The sequence below is a fragment of the Actinoplanes sp. NPDC023801 genome (assembly GCF_040639655.1).
In the GTDB taxonomy this organism is placed as follows: Bacteria; Actinomycetota; Actinomycetes; order Mycobacteriales; family Micromonosporaceae; genus Actinoplanes.
On the sequence record NZ_JBFAAI010000028.1, the window covers coordinates 1 to 20835 of the forward strand.

Annotated in this window: 20 protein-coding genes and 1 pseudogene; 12 read left to right on the forward strand and 9 right to left on the reverse strand. The window is 69.5% G+C overall.

The genetic code is table 11. From position 1 onward, the window contains the following. Positions 1-31: 31 nt before the first annotated feature. A complete protein-coding gene (locus AB0G04_RS34585; protein ID WP_360991663.1) occupies positions 32-1324 on the reverse strand; it encodes a sugar ABC transporter substrate-binding protein in 1293 nt (430 codons plus the stop codon). A gap of 279 nt (positions 1325-1603) precedes the next feature. On the opposite strand from AB0G04_RS34585, the gene AB0G04_RS34590 reads away from it, so the two are divergent. After that, positions 1604-2431, forward strand: a complete 828-nt coding sequence (locus tag AB0G04_RS34590) for a hypothetical protein (RefSeq protein ID WP_360991666.1) — start codon at positions 1604-1606, stop codon at positions 2429-2431. Between the two features lie 87 nt (positions 2432-2518). Here the strand turns inward: AB0G04_RS34590 and AB0G04_RS34595 are convergent, their stop codons facing one another. Together AB0G04_RS34595 and AB0G04_RS34600 are read right to left on the reverse strand one after the other, a co-directional pair. Further along, positions 2519-3028 carry an NUDIX domain-containing protein gene (locus tag AB0G04_RS34595; RefSeq protein ID WP_360991668.1) on the reverse strand — a complete coding sequence of 170 codons (510 nt, stop codon included), beginning with the start codon at positions 3026-3028 and terminating at the stop codon, positions 2519-2521. A gap of 255 nt (positions 3029-3283) precedes the next feature. Then, positions 3284-3712: a hypothetical protein gene (locus AB0G04_RS34600; RefSeq protein ID WP_360991671.1), complete on the reverse strand. Its 429-nt coding sequence runs from the start codon at positions 3710-3712 to the stop codon at positions 3284-3286. 166 nt (positions 3713-3878) lie between these two features. Between AB0G04_RS34600 and AB0G04_RS34605 the strand changes: the two genes are divergently transcribed. From AB0G04_RS34605 to AB0G04_RS34635, 7 genes and pseudogenes are all read left to right on the forward strand, one after another. After that, a complete protein-coding gene (locus tag AB0G04_RS34605; RefSeq protein ID WP_360991673.1) occupies positions 3879-4517 on the forward strand; it encodes a TetR/AcrR family transcriptional regulator in 639 nt (212 codons plus the stop codon). 116 nt (positions 4518-4633) lie between these two features. Then, positions 4634-7075, forward strand: a complete 2442-nt coding sequence (locus AB0G04_RS34610) for a DUF4132 domain-containing protein (RefSeq protein WP_360991676.1) — start codon at positions 4634-4636, stop codon at positions 7073-7075. Positions 7076-7238: 163 nt separating this feature from the next. Further along, on the forward strand, positions 7239-7595 hold the full coding sequence (locus AB0G04_RS34615) for a hypothetical protein (protein ID WP_360991678.1): 357 nt from the start codon (positions 7239-7241) through the stop codon (positions 7593-7595). Between the two features lie 34 nt (positions 7596-7629). Then, positions 7630-7977, forward strand: a complete 348-nt coding sequence (locus tag AB0G04_RS34620) for a hypothetical protein (RefSeq protein WP_360991681.1) — start codon at positions 7630-7632, stop codon at positions 7975-7977. Next, positions 7964-8167: a hypothetical protein gene (locus AB0G04_RS34625; RefSeq protein WP_360991684.1), complete on the forward strand. Its 204-nt coding sequence runs from the start codon at positions 7964-7966 to the stop codon at positions 8165-8167. Before AB0G04_RS34620 ends, AB0G04_RS34625 begins: the two co-directional genes overlap by 14 nt. 109 nt (positions 8168-8276) lie before the next feature. Beyond that, positions 8277-8672, forward strand: a pseudogene (locus tag AB0G04_RS34630) (Imm1 family immunity protein). Positions 8673-8859: 187 nt separating this feature from the next. After that, the gene (locus tag AB0G04_RS34635) at positions 8860-9363 is read left to right on the forward strand and encodes a hypothetical protein (protein WP_360991687.1); all 504 of its coding nucleotides are present in this window, start codon (positions 8860-8862) and stop codon (positions 9361-9363) included. Positions 9364-10033: 670 nt separating this feature from the next. On the opposite strand, the gene AB0G04_RS34640 is transcribed toward AB0G04_RS34635, so the two are convergent. From AB0G04_RS34640 to AB0G04_RS34650, 3 genes are all read right to left on the reverse strand, one after another. Then, complete coding sequence (locus AB0G04_RS34640; RefSeq protein ID WP_360991689.1) at positions 10034-11344, reverse strand: ISL3 family transposase; 1311 nt, start codon at positions 11342-11344, stop codon at positions 10034-10036. 86 nt (positions 11345-11430) lie between these two features. Beyond that, positions 11431-11583: a hypothetical protein gene (locus tag AB0G04_RS34645; RefSeq protein ID WP_360991692.1), complete on the reverse strand. Its 153-nt coding sequence runs from the start codon at positions 11581-11583 to the stop codon at positions 11431-11433. 72 nt (positions 11584-11655) lie between these two features. Further along, positions 11656-12180, reverse strand: coding sequence for a helix-turn-helix domain-containing protein (locus AB0G04_RS34650; RefSeq protein WP_360991695.1), 525 nt, complete (start codon positions 12178-12180; stop codon positions 11656-11658). Between the two features lie 151 nt (positions 12181-12331). On the opposite strand from AB0G04_RS34650, the gene AB0G04_RS34655 reads away from it, so the two are divergent. Further along, positions 12332-12670: a rhodanese-like domain-containing protein gene (locus tag AB0G04_RS34655; protein WP_360991697.1), complete on the forward strand. Its 339-nt coding sequence runs from the start codon at positions 12332-12334 to the stop codon at positions 12668-12670. 353 nt (positions 12671-13023) lie between these two features. Here AB0G04_RS34655 and AB0G04_RS34660 read toward each other — a convergent pair whose 3' ends face one another. Further along, positions 13024-13692, reverse strand: a complete 669-nt coding sequence (locus AB0G04_RS34660; protein WP_360991699.1) for a DUF1990 domain-containing protein — start codon at positions 13690-13692, stop codon at positions 13024-13026. 2032 nt (positions 13693-15724) lie between these two features. Further along, positions 15725-16108 carry a metalloregulator ArsR/SmtB family transcription factor gene (locus AB0G04_RS34665; protein ID WP_360991702.1) on the reverse strand — a complete coding sequence of 128 codons (384 nt, stop codon included), beginning with the start codon at positions 16106-16108 and terminating at the stop codon, positions 15725-15727. Positions 16109-16467: 359 nt separating this feature from the next. Between AB0G04_RS34665 and AB0G04_RS34670 the strand changes: the two genes are divergently transcribed. Then, complete coding sequence (locus AB0G04_RS34670) at positions 16468-17424, forward strand: cation diffusion facilitator family transporter (protein ID WP_360991705.1); 957 nt, start codon at positions 16468-16470, stop codon at positions 17422-17424. A 4-nt stretch (positions 17425-17428) separates the two neighbouring features. On the opposite strand, the gene AB0G04_RS34675 is transcribed toward AB0G04_RS34670, so the two are convergent. Then, positions 17429-18790, reverse strand: coding sequence for a gluconolaconase (locus tag AB0G04_RS34675; RefSeq protein WP_360991957.1), 1362 nt, complete (start codon positions 18788-18790; stop codon positions 17429-17431). Between the two features lie 212 nt (positions 18791-19002). On the opposite strand from AB0G04_RS34675, the gene AB0G04_RS34680 reads away from it, so the two are divergent. Next, on the forward strand, positions 19003-20202 hold the full coding sequence (locus tag AB0G04_RS34680) for an ROK family transcriptional regulator (protein WP_360991707.1): 1200 nt from the start codon (positions 19003-19005) through the stop codon (positions 20200-20202). Positions 20203-20311: 109 nt separating this feature from the next. Then, positions 20312-20809 (forward strand): flavin reductase family protein, encoded by a 498-nt coding sequence (locus tag AB0G04_RS34685; protein ID WP_360991710.1) that lies wholly within the window; start codon positions 20312-20314, stop codon positions 20807-20809. Positions 20810-20835 lie beyond the last annotated feature (26 nt).

Genomic DNA, 20835 nt, shown 5'->3' on the forward strand with positions numbered 1-20835 from the left:
GCCGGGACCGGGCCCGGCACCACCGCCGGCGTCACTGGCCGAGGACCTGGGTGATGGCCTGGTTGTCCTTCTCGAGAGCGGACGGATCGCCGTACACCTGGTTGCGCAGGAGGGTCACCCACGGGCTGCCCGGCGCGTTGAAGGCCTGCTGGAAGTTGACCGCCACCGGGGTCCTGCTCTGCGGCGAGGCGGCGGCCTCGTTGATGGTCACCAGGCGCGGGTCCTTGGCCGCGTACTGGTTGTCGGCCAGGTCGGTGCGGGCCACCGTGCTGCCGCCCGCGGCGAGCACGTCGACCTGGGCCTTCTCCGAGGTCAGCCAGGACAGGAAGTTCCAGGCCTGCTGGGTCTTCGTGGAGTCCTTGGAGATGCCGATACCGTCGCCGCCGACGAAGGTCGACGCGCCACCGGAGGCCCCGGGGATCGCGGTGACGCCCACGTCGACGCTCTTGGCGGCGGTCGGCAGCAGCGTCGCCGGGTACGGCATCACGCCGATCTTGCCTTGCTGGAAGGCCGCGACCCAGGTGGCGCCGGTCTCGTCCTTGGAGCCGGGCGCGATCGCGCCGGCGGTCTGCAGGTCGCGCCAGGTGCTGTAGACCTTCTGCGCGGCCGGGCCGCCCAGCAGCGAGGTCTTGCCCTCGGCGTCCATGACCTCCTCGCCGCCGGCCCAGACCATCGGGAACCAGGTGAAGACGTTGCAGCCGCCGCAGTTGCCGCCGAAGTAGGTGCCGTAGGTGTCCTTCTTGCCGAGTTTCTGCACGGCCAGCGCCTGCGCCTTGAACTCGTCGAGCGTCTTCGGCCCCTTCTCCGGGTCGAGACCGGCTTCCTTGTAGAGGGTCTTGTTCCAGAAGATCACCGACAGGTCCAGGACGAACGGCAGGACGTACTTCTTGCCCTCGTACGTGCCGGCCTGGACGTGGCCCTGATTGATCTTGTCGGCGTAGGGAAGTTTGCCGATGCTGTCGGTCAGGTCGTGGAACAGGCCCGCGTTGGTCCAGTTGGGCACGTAGACGATGTCGGCGGCGAACAGGTCGGGCAGGTCACCGCTGCCGGCTGCCGCACCCACCTTGGCCACGTAGTCGTCGTTGGGGACGATGGTCAGCTTGACCTGGTTCTTGTGTGACTTGTTGTAGGCGTCGACCAGAGCGTTCGCCTGCAGCTCGAGCGGCGCCCGCGTCCACAGGGCCAGTTCGGTGCCGTCGTCCACGCCCTCGACACCGGCGCCGGCCGGCGGGGCCGCGGTGCCGCCGCCGCTCTCGGAGGAACAGGCCCCCAGCGTGGCCGTCAGCAGCGCCGCCAGCGCGGCGCTCAGCAGGATTCTTCGCACGAAGCACCTCCATGAACCGCCGAACGCGGTTTCAGTGAGTTTCGGTAATGGATCGGCCAGCTGCCGGGGAAGGAGCAGCTCAGAGTGCGGTCTCAATACGTCCAGCTAGGACCGAAAAGGTTTTCAGAAAGTAATACTCGGTGATTCGCCCTGTCAAGGTCCCGCTCGCCCACCGGCATCACATTTGCAACACCCTGGACATCTTGCCGAAAACGTTTTCGTAAGGCAGCGTGGCGTTTCATCGACGTCCGTCGATAACCTAATCGAACGGGAGGAACCGTGCGAACAAGACGCCTGATGGCACTGATCGCCGCGCTGCTGGCGGTGGTCCTGGCCCCCGGCGCGGCATCGGCCGCGCCCCCGACCTGGAGCCCGCCGTCCCACCTGGTCACCCCGCTCAACCAGGTCTGGCAGCACCAGGAGCAGACCTACAACAACGGGAATCTGTACGGGTTCCGCAACTACGGCTGGGACCAGGTCATGGCCAACCGCGGCTACATCAACTACTGCGTCCGCTGGGACTCGGCGGCGAACGTGACCGCCGCCCAGCGTGACCAGATCCACGCCACGCTGGCCCGGCAGCACAAGAAGTGGATGGACGAACTCGTCGGCCACAACGCCTGGCCGTACGGCGACGTGCCGGTCCGGGTCGTCGGCTGGGCCGTGCGCAACCGCGCGCAGCTGCAGTGGAACGACACGTCGGTGGACATCTACGTGGGCGACATCCGCGAGAACGCCCCGCAGTGCGCGGCACCGTGCGGGCGTTTCTTCAACCAGAACGGGCAGTATCCCCGCTGCCCCGGCGGCTACGCCCGGCACTACGACCAGTCACTGTGGCTGACCGACGGCTTCGGCGGCGGCGCCGGCGGTGACTGGGGTCAGCGGATGGGCCGCGAGTACTACATGAACAACCTGAACGCGGCGAACATGACGATCCTGCTGCACGAGATAGGCCACACCTGGGGTCTGGACGACTTCTACGACTGGACCCCGAGCGGTGTCAGCAACTTCATCATGCGCGCCGGCAGCTCAGCGTCGATCACCGAGTTCGACGCATGGATGTTCCGCGACTGGTGGCGGCACCTGAAGGGCCGCTACGGCTACTGACCAGCGCCGTCCCCCACTGAAGTGAAGTGAACCCGTCCCGGCCGGGGTCCCGCGTCAAGGGCCTCAGCCGGGACGCTCGCCGCAGGACTACGGCGCGCTCCGGATGAAGGGGCGCACAGCCGAGGCCGGAGCGGCGAACCATGGATCGGCGTCGCCGGCCAGGGCGAGAGCCAGGCAGCGCGTCTGATGAGGAGGCAGCGGCGGCATCGAGTCCGATGCGAACCAGCCGACCTCGACGGATTCGTCGTCGTTGACCCGGGCGTCGCCGCCGACCGCGCGGCAGCGGAATCCGATGGCAAGCCAATAGACCTGATCGCCGTTGGGTGCGACCGAAAGATCCAATGCCTCGATCGACAGCAGACGCTCGACCTCCACAGTGACGCCGGTCTCCTCGAGAACCTCACGCCGAGCGCCTTCGGCCGGCTGCTCGCCGGGCTCCAGGCAGCCGGTGATGAGAGCCCAGTCACTGGTGTCCGAACGGCGGCCCAGGAGTACCCGGTCCCGTTCATCGAGGACCACTGCGATGACGCCGTTCAGCGGTAGCGGGGCATGGCCGATCCTGCTGCGCAGGGCGGCGACGAATTCGGGTACGGGCATGCCGGCACCCTACGCGGGACGCGCCAGGAACCGGCGCCACCGACATCTACGGCGAGGTTCCCTTTGACGGTACCGCTCACGGTTCCGCCGTGCGCGGCGATGAGGATGCGTTCACCGGTGTGCTGGTCCAGAATGCCGCGCAGAGTGGCGGACCTGAACCCGGCAGGCCGCTGTACGGCCGGCCTCGAGACTCCGGGAAGTGGTTCCCGGAGCCTGATCAGCACTCGTCCGGGACTGATGTGATCCCGCGGATGATCAGGTGAGCGGGCGGCGCACCGCCGCCCAGCCGAACGCCACGACCGCCACGCCGAACAGGACGATCGGTGGCAGCGGCAGCAGCCACACCGACAACCCGAACGCCACGACCGACGCGCCCAGCGCGGACCCGCTCAGTGAGCGTGACCGTTCGATCAGGCCGGGAGCGGCGCGGGCCACGAGGACGCACACCAGGCCGGCGAAGACCAGGGCGACGCCCATGACCAGCGACATGCCGGTGTTCAGGTCGTGGATGCTGCGCCCGAGCCCGCCGAGGCCGAACTCGGTGTCCCGCATCGCGGCGACAACGGGAGCCGTCGCGGGGTTCGCCGGGCGCAGCACCAGCATGGCCGCGAGCGCCAGGTGCCCTGCGCCGGTCACCAGCCAGGCCCAGGCTCCGACCCGGAAGGCAGAGGTCGCGTCAGGCATGACAGGTCCGCCGTCCGGACGAGATCATCCGCGGCAGCGGAGCACGGACGGCGGGTGGGGCGACAACGATGTGCATGAGACGGCTCCGGATCTGTACGGTGGCGTATAAATTGAGGCTAGCCCATTTATACGGCACCGTATAGTGGGATGTACGTGAGGAGCTCCGATGGCCCTGCCCCGCACCTCCCGTGACAGGTGGATCGAGGAAGGACTGCGCGCGCTCGCCACGGGCGGCCCGGACGCCGTGCGGATCGAGACGCTGGCCCAGACGCTCGGCGTGACCAAGGGCGGCTTCTACGGCTACTTCGCCAATCGCGACGTGCTGCTCACCGAGATGCTGGACCTGTGGGAGCGCGAGGTCGCCGAAGCGGTGATCGAGCAGGTCGAACGAGACGGCGGCGACGGCCGGGCCAGGCTCGCCCGGCTGTTCACGATCGCCGGTGCGACCGGCCGGGCCGGCGGGGCCGACGAGGCGGGCGGGGCAGGCGGGGCGGACGCGGCGGGCGGGACCGGCGCGGACGGCGCGGACGGCGAGTCGGTGCGGAGCCCGCTGGTCGACCTCGCGATCCGTGACTGGGCCAGGCGTGACGAGGCCGTGGCGGAGCGGCTGCGGCGCGTCGACAACCGGCGGATGGACTATCTGCGGTCCCTGTTCGCCACCTTCTGCCCCGACCCGGACGACGTCGAGGTCCGGTGCATGCTCACCTTCTCGGTGCGGATCGGCGCGTACGTCATCGCCGCCGGCCACCCCGGCCGCAGCCGCACCGACGTCATGCGACTCACCGGCGAGTGGCTGCTGCGTTAGCCCGCGACCGGGGACCGCCGGCGCCTGCAGGATGCCAGCCGGGTACGACAGGAAACCCCGATCCCGCCCTCCGCTACCGTCGCTGCGTTGATCCGTGTCGGGGAGGATGCGCGGTGGTGGCCAACAGACGTAAACCGGTCGTGGTGCAAGGACTGGTCTGCTCGGATGCAACCGTCATGGCCTGGGAGGACGGCGAGCGCGACCGGTGGGCCGGCCGGGCCCTGGCCCTCGATCACGGGCGCGAGCAGGACGACTGGCCGCTCGCGGCGACGAGCGCGGACCGGCTCGACGACCTGTCGTCGGAGCAGGTGGCGTGGCTGTTCGCCAAGGGGCCCGAGGCTTCGGCCCGTGCACTGATCGGCAAGGCCCCGACGCTACGACTGCGCCAGCGCAGCGACCTGGGCCGGGTCGCGGTGGCCCGGTTCGAACTTGACGCGATGGCGTTCGCCTTGGCCGAGTCCGCCGACAGCGCCGACCAGCTCGGTCTGCTGATGCTGCCGTTCCGGGGACCTCAACCGGCCGGGGCGGTCGCGGGCTGGCTGCGGCATCTCGGCTCGGCCCGGCTGTGGGCGCGACTGTGGCTCGATCGGCATCCCGAGGCTGCGGCACGGGCCCTGATCCCGGCCGCGGCCGGGCGTCCGGGCCGGGCGCGGCAGGACGCGGAGGACGCCCTGCGGTACCTCGCTGCCGCCGGCCACGGGCCCACCACCATCAAAATCGCCGAAGGGTACGGCCCGGCCGCGCACGCCGTGATCGCCGACCTGCTGGAGCAGGCGCTGAGCCCCGAGCCTGCCGACGGCGGCGCCTCGATCCAGGGTGCACTGTTCTCCGCGGCACCGCCGTCCCCGGACACAATCCCGGCCGCCGGCAGGCCCGGGACGCCACCACACCCGCCCGCCGCACTGTCCCCGGACACGCCGCCGACCGCCGGCCAGCCGGCAACGCCACCACGCCCGCCCGCCGCACTGTCCCCGGACACACCGCCGACCGCCGCGAAGCCGGTGGCGCCAATCGTTGCGGTGCCAAGGGCCGCACGACCGGCGAAGACGCCGGAGTGGGCCTGGTCGTCGGGTCTGCCGGAGGTCCGGCTGACCGGGGGCGGGTCGCTGCCGGCAGACGACGTGGACCGGTTGCTGTCGGCGCTGAGCCGGTCACGGCTGGCGGACCCGCCCGAGCCGCCACCCGGCGACCCGGCACCGCCCGGTCAGGGGGTACCGATCGCCGTCGAGTCGTCGTCAGCGGCCCAGCCGCTGGTGGAGCCGCTCGACCCGGCTACCAGGGCCCTCCTCGCCGCCTGCGAGCCGGCGAGTGCGGCCGAGCTCGGGCGGGCACTGCTGGAGGGCTGGCTGTCCGACGGGATGCCGGCCGCGCAGGCATGGGTGCTGCTCGCACAGGCGCACATCGGCGACGACGCCACCATGGACAGGCTGGCGCCCATGGTCCGGTCGTGGCCCGCCAAGAGCCGTTTCGCGCGGGCGATCGACGGCTACGCGGTACTGGCCACGGTCGCGAGCGATACGTCACTGCGGCATCTGCTGGCGATCGAGGAGAACATGTCGGGTGGGCCGACCAACGACCGGGCCCTCGACTATCTGGCACAGGGCGCGGCGCGGCGCGGGCTGACGGTCACCGAGGCCGCCGACCGGCTGGCGACCACGCACGGCCTGGACACCGGGGTCACCGTGGACTACGGGTCCCGCGTGTTCACGGTCGTCACCGACGAGCACCTGACGGCGCAGGTCCGCACCGCTGACGGACGCATCCTGGCCCGGCCGCCGAAACCGGGGGTGAAGGATACCGACCCCGACGCCTACCAGCGGTTCCTGCAGCTGAAGAAAGACCTGCGGGCGACCGCGACGGCACAGGCCGCCCGGATGGAACGGGAGATGCTCACCCGCCGGCTCCGGCCGGCCCGGCATCTCGCCGAGGTGGTGCTGCCGCACCCGATCCTCGGGCCGATCGCCCGGCGCCTGCTGTGGGGCGTCTACAACACCGACAACCGCCTGGTCCGGGCGTTGCGGATCGCCGAGGACGGCAGTCTCGCCGACATCGACGACGCGGCCGTGACCGTCGGCGGGGACACCCCGCTCGGGATCGTTCACCCCGCCGACCTCGGCACCGACCTGGCCGCATGGGCGCAGACCGTCGCCGACTACGAGATCGTCGAGCCGTTCCCGCAGATGACCCGGCCGGCCGTGACACTGACCGAGGCGCAGCGGGCGGCGACGAGCCTGGCCGGCTTCGGGCCGGTGAAGACCGAACGCGTGGTGGACCTGCTGGAACGAGGCTGGCGCGGCGACAGCAACAGCTCGATCCGCGGCCTGCACACGCGGCTGTCGTGCCAGTTGACCGGCGGCTTGGACCTCGTCATCTCGGTCGAGCCGGGCGTGGCCATGCGGGCGTCCTACACGCCGTCCGCCGAGCAGCGGATCACCGAGATCTGGATCGACGACTCGTGGTCGGGGCATTGGCAACTCGCCCGCCGTACGCCGATGGGGGTTGGTGATCCTGCCGCCCTTTCGGAGTCGCTCGTGCAGGTCTACGCGCTGCGGGACTGACCGGGCCGTTCCCCGGCGCACCGGCGGCGCACCTTTGGCCGGGACCGGCCGGCCAGCCATGCGCATGTCCGCCGGCGGCCCCGGCGCATGCGCACCGACACCGCAGGGCGTCGAATGCGGTGAACCAGGCCGCCCGCGTTCGCCGAGGTGGTTGGCTCGACACATGGATGCTCCGCCCGCAGCCTTCGTCCAGGCGAGCCCGTCCGGCGTCCTGGGCCGCGGCGTCACCAGGTTCGCGGCGGTTCTGTCTCGGGCCGCCGAAGCACCGACAGCCCTGATCACGCTGACCACCGACGGCGAAGGACTGACCCTCGCCGGGGCGTCCGGCATCCCGGACGAATGGCTACGCCCGGGACGTACGCCGTCCGGCTCGACACTGGCCGGCCTGGTCCTGAGACACCAGCAGCCGATCGTCATCACCGACCTCCTCGCAGACCCCCGCGCGCCGGACGTCGCGCCCGCCGTGCCGGGCAGCGCCGGGCCGACACCCAGCGCCGGTTCCTCGACGCAGCACCGGTGAGCAGTTTCTCGGATCGGTCGCCACGATGCGCGACGTGACCGAACGCCGGCGCGCCAGGCAGTTCCGCGAAGTGGACCTGGCCGTCACCGAGGCGCTCACGACCGCGGAGAACGTCCGGGAGGCGGGGCCACGGGTGCTCGCCGCGATCTGTGCCGCGTTCGGCTGGCCGTACGCCGAGATATGGCTCGTCGACCAGGACGCCGGAACCCTTGTGCTGGCGGCCCGCCATCACACCGGCGAACCCGGGACCGGCGACCCGCACACCGGATTCGGCTCCTGCGACACCGTCACCGGCACGGCCTGGCGCACCGGGCGGCCGGCCTGGGCCGGCGAGCAGCACGTGGCCGCCCCGATCCGCCTCGCAGGCGGTGGCCGTCGGTAAGAGGTTAGCCGCGGCCCGCGGCGCTTGGATCTGCTTCCAGGACGAGGCCGGTCAGGTGCTGCGGCTGCCGGTGGCCAAGACCTGGGCCCGCCGCGGCCGCACGCCCGTCGTGGAGATCTCCGGCAAGGGCTCCGGCCGGGTGTCGATCGCCGGCCTGGTCTGTCTCAAGCCCGTGAGCGCGGCCGGTTGATGTGGCGCACTCGGCTGCAGTGATTTTGTCGTGAGATCCGGGCTCTGGCGCGAACTGTGTGAATGATCTTGAATGGCGCTTAGGCATCGTGCCAACCGGAGGAGGCAGGTTGCGCGCCAAGATCAAGTGGCGGGACGGCGAAGGTGGCCACCTTGTCACCTGCGAAGAGGAGTTCCGGCACGCACTCGCGGAGGCAGAACAGGACGCCGCCCGCCTGCCATTGATCGCTGAGGTGACTCTCGATGATGGCGACTGCCTGGCCATCGGGCTCGGCCGTGAGGTTTCAGTGTTGAGCTACGTGGGCGCATCCAAGATGCCGCCGTACCTCAGCAGCCCAGGGTCGGCGCGGGCGCGAGACGGTGAAGGCGTGGTGTTCCACTACTACGGGCACTGGTAAGAGTTCCCTCCACCGGCCGCGGTGCCAGTGGAGGAGGCTGTCGATGCAGTTCGCTACTTCTGCGAGCATGGCGAACTGTCCCCGCTGATGAACTGGGCCGAGGTGTAAGCCTTTCCGCCTCGAAGGTTGATGGGGTGCAGCCAAGGTACGACCAAAAGGGGCCAGTAGGGTGATCTTGGGCTGAGTTTCAGCAGTTCAGCGCCCCATGCTTGCGTTGCTGTCATGGAGCCGCATGGTGATGGCCAGGCCGGGGGTGGCTAACGTTCGGCGAGAGCCAGTGAGGAGAGCAGAAGCGGTGCTCAAACGACCTGCGGGCGCCCGGATTGCCGTTGCCACCGCGCTGGCCGTCACCGCGGTGGCCGGGTCAGCCGTCTGGTATCTGACCCGGCCGGACGGGCCGGCCCTCGAACCACGGTTCGCGGCGGACCTGATCAGTCACGTCACCCCCCTGATCGAGTCGAAGATGACAGCGGACTGGTCGACCCGGCCGGCCAGGATGGGCTGCGCGGTGAAACCGGTCGGCACCACCCCGGCCGACGCCGACACGATCGCCGAGGTGCAGGCCGTGTACGTCTGGGCCGGCTGCCAGACCCTCACCCCCGAGGGCACCGCCACGATCCTGCCCATCGGCGTGCACCTGACGCCCGCGGTCACCTTCGACATCCCGACCGACGCCGACTGGGGCACCGGTCAGGTCACCAGCATGTTCCCGGAACAGTTCCACGACCTGCTGCTGCAGGGCGAGCACCCCGCCGGGCTGGAGGCCGCGATGAAACAGAGGGTCCGAGAGCTGTCCTGAGCACCGGCAGTGGCCGGGACCGTCCACGGCCTTTTTCAGGACTCGATACCCAGCACCGGAAGACACTGCTGCACCCCGCTCAGCGTGATGTCGTCACGGCGATACACCATCCGGGCCAGGTCGAACCGGTCGGTGATCTCGGCGCGGGCGGCGGCGGCGAGCCGGGCCCGCTCGCCGGGGTGCTGGGCCAGGCGTAGCAGCGCGTCGGCGATGCCGCGGGCATCACCCGCGGATACGCGGTCCGCTCGATCGACGCCACGCCAACCGCCCCCGACCCATGAAGATCAACCCATATGGATCGAAGAACGTACCAGCAGCATCAACCCCGATTGCCACCAGCCTCCAAAACAGCCCCAAGGCCCGCGACCTGCGGAAACTCAGCTCAAGATCGGCCTACTGCCCCTTTTGGCCGTACCTTGGTTGCGCCCCTTGATGAGCGCGGCCGTCTCCCCGCCTCGGCCGTAGCCAGCGCCGTTTGTTAGGCGAGCAGGACTCGCTTACGAAGTAGATCGAAGCCGGCTCGGCCATACATCTGCCGTTTGATCATCTTGATCCGGTTGACGTTGCCCTCGACCGGTCCGGAGCTGAAGGGCAGGCTCAGCCCGGCGGTGACCGCGGCAATGTCGGCGTTCAGACCGGTGGCAAAGCGGCTTATCCCGGGCAATGCGGCCTAATCGGCCGCGATGATCCACGCAGCGAGGCGCTCACCGTGTAAGTGGGTCATCATGTCGGCGAACGAGCGGACCAGTTCAACAGCGGATTCCAGTTCTGGGCAGCGGCCGAGGATCTTCCAGAGTTGTTCGGTGTCGCGGCTGACGAGGTTGTCCGGGTGTCGGCAGATCCATCTGGTGACCTGCAGCACTGACGGCGGACGAGGCAGGCTCGTCAGGTCGGGTCTGCTGCGGTACTGCTCGACGAACTTGCGGACGATCGCGTAGCTGCCGCCGAAACCCTGCTCGGTGATCTCGCGGTAGAGGACACTTGCCTTGAGACACCCATCGCCGATGCGCCGGGCCAGATAGTGCTTGAAAGGGTCGACCAGGCTCGGCCGTGGTTTCTGTCCGACGACCAGTTCCTGCCAGGTGGCGGCGTGGGCGTACTTCGATACGGTTCGGTGCGACCAGCCGAGATGCCGGGCGATCTGCCGGAAACCGGCACCCTGCGCCAGCAGTTCGTGGACCAGGGCGTGATGGGCCCGGCGGCGTTCGGCCATCGCCCCGGTCGGCGCGGCGTCCGCCGTCTCAGCAGGCTCACCGAAGTTCGTGTCGGCGGGCTCGGCAAGGCAGCTCTTGTGCCGGGCGACGCATTTCTCCACGGCTGTGGCCAGGTTCTGCCAGAGGTGAAATCGGTCCGCGACCTGCACCGCTTCCGGCGCCGCAGTGCGAGCTGCCTCCGCGTATGCCGAAGCCCGGTCCCGGCAGATTACCGCCGGCTTCGTGTGCTCCTGCAGCCACGCCGTCACCGGCTCAGCATCGCGTCCCACCAGTACATCCACGACCTTGCGCGTCTCGCAGTCGATCAGCACGGTGCCGTAGTTGTGGCCACGCTTGATCGCGAAATCGTCGACCCCGAGCACCGCGATGTCACCGATGGGCGGGTCGGGCAACGCACGAACCAGCCGAAGGAGGCGATCACGGCCGGTCGGCATGCCCAACGTCCTGGCCAGCCGGGCACCTGCCCGGCCGACGAGCGCGAGCCCGATCGTCGTCAGCATCCGCCGGAGCCCTTCGCTCATGCGTGACCAGCGGCGAGTCAGGCCATCGACCTGCTCGACGAAGGTCTTGCTCCGGCATCCGGAGTTATCGCAGAAGAACCGTCGCACTTTCAGCAGGATCCGGACCAGCCGCCCTGCCATCGGCGAATCGGCCAACGTCCGCCGATACCGCGAATGGACTCGGGACGACGACTTCGAGCAGGCAGGGCATGCCGCCACCTCACCACGCACGGCGGCCCTGAGCAGCACAACGGCGCCGGAGTGCACCTCTTCGATCTTGATGTCGGCGAGGTGAGGAAGGAGTTGCTCGACAGTGTCACACAGCCGGACAACGACTCATCGTCCGACGTCTATCACACAGTTCGCGCCAGAGCCGAGATCCGGCACCAGATGTCGTTGAGTTTCGGCACCAGCGATGTCTCACCCATCTCGATGTTCGCGAGTTTGGGGCGCCGCCCTTCGGCGGCGCCAGGAACCCTGCCGTCGGCCACGAACCACTTACGCACCGTGACGGGTTCGAAAAGCGCGACGCGCCTTGTCCGTGGCATGAGGGGGACTGGTCAGAAGGTGTCGTGGCTTCAGATGGTGAGGGCATCGGCAAGGCCCTGCACGGCTTGGCGTACTCGGATGGCACCGATCTCGGCGGCCACGGCGTGCACGTGTTCGGCGGCGAGGGCGGCCAGCAGGGTGTGCGCGTCGGCCTCTGGGTCATCGCGTTTCTGCAGAAGCAGCGAGACGTGCCGGTGCCAGAACCGGTATGCGCCGATCCGGTAGCGCGCACCGGGCGAAGCGGTCTCCGACATCCGTATCAGTGGCAGATGGGCCAGCAGGTAGTCGAGGTAGGCCGCCACGAAGGCCCGCAACCGTTTGCGTGAGCCTGGGTCGTCGTCCGGCGTGCCCGGTCCGAGCGGTGCCGGACCGAACAGGATCGCCTCTTGCAGGCTGCGCTCCTGTTCGTCGAGCAGGGCGACGGCCAGTCCTGCCTTGTCGCCGAAGCGGCGAAACAGCGTGCCCTTGCCCACGCCGGCCGCGGCGGCGATCGCGTCCATGGATACCGCCTCGATGCCGTGTTGGCGGAACAGGGCCGCCGCTGCGTTCAACACGGCGGCGCGGTTACGAGCGGCGTCGGCCCGCTCGGCGGGCGGTGAGCTGCACAACATCAAGAGTTCTTCTGACGGCCTGGCGGAACCGGACTGCGGTCCGCTAACGTCTCGAGGCATAACTGGACTGTAGTCCGATTACTTGGAGGATGCCATGACCGCCCTCATCACCCGCGAACAGCTCCGCGCCGAAATCGACGCAGGTACCGTCACCGTCATCGACGCCCTCGGCGGCGACTACTACGCTCAGCAGCACCTGCCCGGTGCCATCGCGCTGGTCGAGGCCGACGTCGCGGACCGCGCCGGCACGCTGCTGCCCGACCGCGGCGCGCCGATCGTGACCTACTGCTCGAACCCGGCCTGTCCGAACAGCCAGCGGGTAGCCGACAAGCTCACCGCCCTTGGCTACACCAAGGTGCGCAAGTACCGCGAAGGCATCCAGGACTGGGTGGCCGCCGGCCTGCCCGTCGAGTCCAGCCAATTCGCCGGCTGATCGACACCGGCCGTGCGGGAAGGTCACGTCTATTCCTGGCCTCCCGCGCAGCCGGTACGCCACCAACAAGCTCTGAATCTGCGCCATGGCCCGCACCACAAGACGCCACAGGCGTCCCTCATCGGCACGGGCGTGCATCCACCCGCCATCGGCGGCCTCGATGGGCATCAACACAGAGTTACTAACTGGCCAGACGCCGACTGATCGCTGGTTCAGCCATGGTCAACAATTGGCGCTCGTTCTCATGAACGTTCGCGCGGGCCGACCAGCGAGGTGGCGCCGAAAGTGACACCACTCTCGTCATGGCCGTCTGCGCGGCACTGCTGCTGACAACCGCCGTGACGGGGTGGCTCTCACCGACCCTGCGGATCGCGTCCACGCAGCCCCGGCCGTAGCGCGTGAAGATAGCGGCGCCGGTAGAACCGCTGCGCGACAAGCAGAATCGGAAAAGCCGGCCACCAGCGCCCAGGGGACGGTCGGGTCAACGATCGAAGGGTGAACCGAACCTCACCGTCCGGATCCCGATGAACGATGAACGCCTCCTCGCCACTCACCGGATGCCCAGGAAGAGTCCCGTAGGCAAACCCGCAGCGCATCGGCTCGTCGACGACAGCCGTCACCCGAACCGGCTCCCGGATCCGAAACGGCCCGAACACCGCCGTGAGCCGATAGTCGCAGCCCGTGCGCACCCGAAGGTCACCCGCGGCGGCCGTGACGGCGAACCCGCTACGGATCTTGACCTGCCAGTTCAGGACAGCCCGCGCCGCCTCGTCCCAGCACCGCGTGCCGTGACCGACAGTGACCGTCGCAGTATGGCGGCGGTAGCCTCCCGGACGTTCCCCCCAGGAGTCGTCGGCCGGACGAGTCAGTCCCGCCACCCCATGGTTGAATCCGCCGCTGCCGTCAGGACGCCACCATCGGGATCCGGCTACGCAACGCATCACCGAACCGGACCGGCTGAGGGCCATGCGGCCCCACCCGCCGGACGATACCCGTCCGGAATTCTGCGCACTCCCCTTCATGAACTAATGTTCCGTCGTGCAGCGGACCGGCGGGCCGGAAGCCGGCACATTGACCCGGCAGCCCTTGGAGTCACATTGGCCGACAGCCCTCGTGGGCATTGAGCCGGTAGCCCTTGGGAGCCGTCCAGGTTCAGATTGGCATGATCGAGTTCTTACAGTTCAAGACACGAGTTCGGAACAATTTGATGCATGGGACAGGCGTCGTTGTTCAGCAGGTCAGAAATCGCAGCGATGCGCGATCGGACCGCTTCGCGCAACTATTCGGCCCGTGGGGAAGAGTCTCGCCGCGAGCATGAGAGACAACGCGCGTGGGGCTTGCAACGCCGCCATGCAGAGAAGCTGAAACGCCTCCGGCAAACACGGCCGGCGCCGGTGACAACACCCGGAGTGGCACCGGCAGGTCACCGCAGGTGCAGGCCCGCCTCTGACTACACGGCCGTCTCGCACGGGTCCGCCGTCACCTGCCATGGTGCGGTCACCGGTGACGGACCGGAGGCGGTACATCCGGAACCGCACAACGTTCCCTCGCCGTCGCCCTCGTCATCCCCGGAGCCGCAGTTGTCTTCTCCGCCATCCCGAAACGTTCTCTCAGCTCGGGCGCCGGGGCGTATGCGGCTGTCGCTCTCAGACCCGCTGGGCGATTCCTCGGCTCGGGCACCTCGGCGTATGCGGCTGTCGCCCTCATGCCCGCTGGGCGATGCCCCGGCTGGAGCACGTCGGCGTAGGCGGCTCTGGCTCGTTACCGCTTGCCCGGGTGCGGGTCTCGGGCAGCCAGGCCCCCTACGTGAACCCTCGACTCTCACACCTCCGTGGCGGCTACCGCCCTCCAGTCGGCTGGGTGCTTCCGTCGGCTCAAACACCTCGGGATTTGCGCGTTCACTTCCGGCATCGCTGAAGCTGCTTTCCGTGCTGAGGCCAGCATCCGGGGCGAGAACACTATCGGTCTGCCGCGGGGCCAACGACTATGCATCCAGGTGGGCGGTCAGGCCGCCGCCGTCTGAGCAGCGGACGAAGGCGACACGAATGCCACCTTCGACTTCTGCTGGTGGGCCTGCACCGCGACGGTCGGTGAAGCGACCCCTGATGTACACGCGGTTACGACGCAGTGGGCCCTTGACATCTATCGGAGCGGATCTGCCCGCAGAGGTGCGGCGGCTGAGCGGCTGCGGGAATGGCAACGGACTGACCGAATCACCCGAGGTAGCCCGCGTTACACCGGCGCACGACGCAGCACCCGGCGACTTCCTATAACCGGACGCGGTGGCGCCCTTTACAGCGAGGGGCATTCACCGCGACCAGTGTCCATCCTGCTCACCATTGCTCGGCATCACTAGCGGGGATCCGCAACAGGAAGAATGCCGCTAAATGCAAGTTATGCGAAGACTCGTCGGCAACTCCGGAGGTGACGAACTGACGACTGGTCATGCACAACTCTCGGGGGTAGCGGCATCTGTAGGCGCACGGTTGAGCGACCTGGACGAACGGCATCTCTCGACGATAGAAGGCCCATCGCGGGCTGCTTCAAGCTGTTGGCCGATCCTTTCTCCTGCAGGCCAGGTGGAAGAACAGGGGAGTAATTCGATCACTCCGCGGGTCGTCTTGCCCAACCGATACTGCACCCTCATATTGTTCCGGCCGATTCTGCACCTTCATGGCTTTCGCAAGCCGCCGCGGGCGGCCTCCGTCGTGGGGTTGGCGCCGTTGGCTGTCGGTGTCCCCCGCTTATAACGCACTGCATAACACCACCGCTATAGCATCCTAGGAATCTAGGTGGGAGTCGTCGGACGGCAGGTGACGCAAGAGGCGATCACGACTTCAGAGCTTCGGCTGACAGAACGACCGCCGCAACAGTCAGCGCCGACGCGGGCGGTTTCTGCTGGCCGATTCGATTGTCATGCTCGAGGACGGCGCGCTCACCGCTGCGGAGGGCGGCCGGACCCTGTATCCGGGGAACTGGAAAAGCCGGGTGGACGTGGCGCAGTTCCTCGGCTCCTGCCCGTCTCCCGCCGTCTGCAAGACGCATGGCGGCCGGTCATCGGGTGCGTGGCAGCGGCGGGCCGTGGTGCGCCGGGCGGTCGGACAGGCGGTGCTCGGCGGTGTACAGGGCCTCGGTCACCAGGCGGCGTACGTGGGTGTCGGCCAAGGCGTACAGCTGGCGGCGTCCGTCCCGGCGGACCCGGACGACACCGGCCAGGCGCAGCTTGCCGAGGTGCTGGGAGACGGCAGGCCGGGCGGCTCCGACCGCTTCGGTCAGCGTCGTCACGTCCTGTTCGCCGTCGAGCAGGCTGGCCGCCAAGCGTAGCCGGGTGGCGTCGGACAGCATCGCCAACAGGGTGGTTGCCGCCTCGACTAGGCCGTCGCTCAGCACTTGTTTCTGCAGGTCACTGGCATTTGCAACGTTGTCGCGTGCGCGCATGAGCACATATTATGCCGACCATGGGCCATGACGCACGCCACGAGCACGGCGCCGGGGGCAGGCGCGGACACGAGCGGGGAACCCGGCACGGACACGAACATGAAGTGGCGGACGGACATGGACGCCAGCACGCAACTGAGGACCGGCACAGAGCCGGAGCCGCAGACGGATATAGCGGCGGACACCAGCAAGAGCACGGAGCGAGGAACGTGCATGAGCACGGAGCCGGGCAGAAGCACGGAGCCGGGCACGAGCACAAGGACGAACGCGGGCCCGGGCACGCAGCCCGACACGAGCCCGCAGCCGGGCATGGGCACGGAGAGGGACGCCGGCGCGGGCTGGTGCATCGGCTGCGGCACATGGTCACGCCGCATTCGCATGACAGTGCCGACAAGGTCGACAGTGCTCTTGAATCGTCGCGGGACGGGCTCCGGGCTTTGTGGATCTCGTTCGTCGTGCTGGGTGTCACGGCGTTGCTGCAGGCACTGATCGTGGCGTTCTCGGGGTCGGTGGCACTGCTCGGCGACACGCTTCACAATGTGGCCGACGCGCTCACGGCCGTACCGCTGGGGATCGCCTTTCTGCTCGGTCGGCGGGCTGCCACCCGGGCGTACACCTACGGGTTCGGCCGGGCCGAGGACCTGGCGGGCGTCGTCATCGTCCTGGTCATCGCCGGGTCGGCGGCAGCTGCCGGATGGTTCGCGGTGGAGCGGCTGCTGAGTCCGCAAACGATGACTCACCTGCCGTGGGTGTTCGCGGCGGGGCTTGTCGGGTTCGCCGGCAACGAACTGGTCGCCCGGTACCGGATCACCGTGGGCCGGCGGATCGGTTCGGCCGCGCTGGTGGCCGACGGGCTGCACGCGCGGACCGACGGGTTCACCTCGCTCGCCGTGGTGCTGGCCGCCACGGGTGCCGGGCTGGGCTGGCGCTGGGCCGACCCGGTGGTCGGGCTGATCATCACGGTGGCGATCACGTTCGTGCTCAAGGATGCCGCCCGTGAGGTCTACCACCGGCTGATGGACCGGGTCGACCCGGAGATCGTCGAGCGGGCCGAACGTGAGCTGCGCACCGTTCCCGGCATCCACGACGTGTCCGCGCTACGGATGCGCTGGATCGGCCACCGGCTGCACGCGGAGGCCGGCATCGTCGTCGATTCGGGGCTCACGCTGATCGCCGCGCACGAGATCGCCGCCGATGCCGAGCACCAGCTCACGCACCGGGTGCCCCGGCTGACCGGGGCCACCGTGCACGTGGATCCGGAAAGTCATCCGGGCGACCGGCACCACGGTGAGCTGTCCCACGCGCGGCGCCGGTGAGCCGTCAGGAGGGCGTGACGCGGTAGACGGCTCCGGCGTGGTCATCGCTGACATAGAGCGCACCGTCCGGGCCCTGGACCGCCATCACGGGACGGCCCCAGCGGGAACCGTCGTCGTTCTGGAAGCCGGTGAGCAGCGTCTGCTGCACGCCGAGGGTGCCGCCCCGCCAGGCGAAGAACGAGACCTCCGGCGGTCGGGGCGGGTTGCGGTTCCACGAGCCGTGGATGCCGACGAGCGCGCCCGGCCCGTACGCCCCGGGCAGTCCGGGATCGGTGACGAAGCTGAGCCCGAGCGGCGCCGAGTGTGCGCCCATGCCCTGCTCGACCGGGGCCAGCTTGTCGCAGTCGAGTTTCGCGCCGTCGGCGTTCAGCTGGATGTCACGCACGAACGGCCGCCGGGTGTAGTTCAGCGGTGAGTCCGGAGCGCCGGGTTCCACGTCGGCTTCCGAGTTGCAGTAGGGCCAGCCCAGGTCACGCCCCTGGGTCAGCCGGGCCAGCTGCTCCATCGGGTGGTCGTTGACGTACTTCTGCATCACCTTGCCGGCGTCGGAGTCGCCGTCGCCGTCGTAGTCCTTGGCGTACGGGAACCCGATGTTGTCCCGATGGTTGACGGCGGTCCACACCGCACCGTCGGGGTCGATGGCCAGCCCGGTGCCGTTGCGGACGCCGCGCGCGAACGTGGTGGGCTTGCCGCCGCCGGCCGGCGCCCGCAGGATGGAGGCCCGCTCCGGGGTGGCGTCACGGTCCTCGGCCGACACGTTGCCGGTCGACCCGACGGAGACGTAGATGCTGCCGTCCTCGCCGATGGCGACGCTCTTGAGCGCGTGCGAGTAGGCGCCGCGCAGCTCGGGGCTCTTGGCATCCGGCAGCCCGTCGACGACGATCTTCCGGCCGGTGACCTGCCCGCCCCGGTAGGTGTAGGCGTTGACCTGATCACTTTCGGCCACGTACAGGGTGTCGCCGTCGAACGCGAGCCCGTGCGGCTGGTTGAGGCCGCTGATCAGCGTGCGCTGGGCCGGGACCGTGTCACCGTTGCCGGGGGTGAGCGCGATGACGTCACCGAACTTGGGCCGGGACACGAGCAGCTGCCGGTCCGGGGTCCAGGCGAGCAGGCGGGCCTTGTCGACCCGGGCCCACACCGTGACGGTCCAGCCGGGCGGGGCCTGGATCCGGCGTTCGGAGTCGAACGGGCCGGAACCGGTGCCGGCCAGGACGCGCACGGTCGTCGCCGTCAGCTCCGGTGCCTGCTCGGGGCTCGCCGCCGCCGGTGCGGACGCCGCCGCCGGGGGCAGCGGGACACCCCGTTCCTCGGCGGTGCAGGCTCCCATGGTGAGCAGCAGGCTCGTGGTCAGCACGCCGCGCGTCATCGTTCTCACCGGTGCATCTCTACCCATCCGTGAGCCCGGCCGCAACCCGGCGTGCCGATCGGCCCCGGTATCGGCTTGCGGGCGGTCGCACGGAGGTCGCCGGATCCGGCCGGGAGGTGTTACCGACCGCATAACGTCTGGTAACGGAGGGCTACGCAGCCGTCGGGAGCGGGTTAGCCTGCAGGGATGATCCACCGTTTTCCGGGTGGCCGGTGATCGGCGCACGACGCACCACACGGCGCGGCGATCTGCCGCTGCCGGTGCCTCGCCGGTCGCCCGATTCGGCGGCGACGGTCCTGCGGGCGATTCTCGATCACGGGCCGGTCGCGCGGAGTTCGATCGCGCGGGTGACCCGGCTGTCGGCGGCCACCGTCAGCGGCGTGACGGCGTCCCTGATCGATCAGGGACTGGTCCGGGAGGCCCCGGAGGCGGTAGGCCGTACCGGCGTCGGGCGGCCGCACGTACCGCTGGATGTGGACGCCGACGCGGTGGCGGTCGTCGGGGTGCACGTCGCGGTCCCCCGGGCCACGGTGGCGCTTCTGGATCTGCGCGGCCGGGTGATCGCGCAACGTCAGGATCCGCACGGACGACGAGATCCGGCCGGGGTGCTGGAGGCGCTGGCGGCCACGATCGCCGGGGTGCGCCGGGAGCACGGCCGGCGGCGCCGGATCCTGGGAGTGGGGCTGGCCACCGGCGGCTGGGTGGATGCGGCCGGCGGCCGGGTGGTCGAACATCCGGCGCTGGGCTGGCGGGACGTGCCGGTCTGCGCGGCGCTCGCCGCGGCCACCGGTCTGCCGGTACGGGCGGACAGCAACTCGCGGGCCCTGTTGCGGGCGGAGCAGCTGCTCGGGGCCGTCGCGGAACGGGCGCGGCAGAGTGCCGTACACATGTTCGTGGGAAATGTGGTCGATGTTGCTTTCGCGACCGGCGGCGTGGTGCATCAGGGCCCCCGGTCGGCTGCCGGGTCGGTCGCCCATCTGCCGGTGGACGGGTGCGACCTGCCGTGTTCGTGCGGCCGGGTCGGGTGCCTGCAGGCGGCGGTCGGTGAGAAGTCGCTGGTGCGGCGGGCTCTGGCGACGGGGCTGATCGACCGGCCGGAGATCGGCGCGCTCGTGGACGCGGCCCTCGCCGGGAGCGCGGGGGCACTGGCGCTGCTGCGGGAGCGGGCCCGCCTGGTGGGCCGGGCGGCGGCACTGCTGCTGGATCTCTTCGATCCGGAGGTCCTGGTGGTCGCGGAGGCGGGCGCGAACCGGGTACCGGCCTGCCTGGAGACGTTGCGCGCGGAGGTGGAGGCGGCGTCGTCGGCGGGTGCCGATGTGGCGGCGACCGTGCACGCGTCGAGCTTCCCGACGCACGTGCTCGCGGTCGCGGGCGGCGCCGTCGCGCTCGATCACGTCTACGCCGCTCTCTGAGCAAGCCTTCTACCAGGGATTACTTATTTCAGTGCGGTGCAATATTGCCTCTTAAACCTAGCGGGATAGTATGAATTGACAGCACGCACCGCTCGAACGGAGTCCCGCCATGACCGTCATCGTTTCCCGGTCCTCATCGGTCGACGCCGCCCTGTTCCGTCAGGTGTTCCGCCGTCACGCCGCCGGTGTGGCGATCGTGACCGCCGACGCCGGCCGCGGCGCCGCCGGCGTCACCGTCACATCGCTCGCGTCACTGTCGGCCGACCCGCCTCTGCTGTCGTTCAGCATCAACGCGACCGCCTCAGCCTGGGAACACCTGCGGGACGCCGACACCGCTGTCGTGCACCTGCTCGGCGCCGGACACGCCGACGCGGCACGGACCTTCGCCACCAGCGGCATCAACCGATTCGGGGCGCCGACCCGCTGGCGGCGGCTGCCCACCGGCGAACCCGTCCTGGACGACGCCGCCGCCTGGCTCCGCATCGTCATCGAGCACCGGCACCCGGCCGGCGGATCCCACCTGGTCATCGGCCGGGTCGAGGAGGCCGGACTCACCGAGCACGGCGCTCCCCTGCTCTATCACGACGGCGACTTCCACACCCTCTGAGAAACCCCGGCAGAAGAGGAAACCAC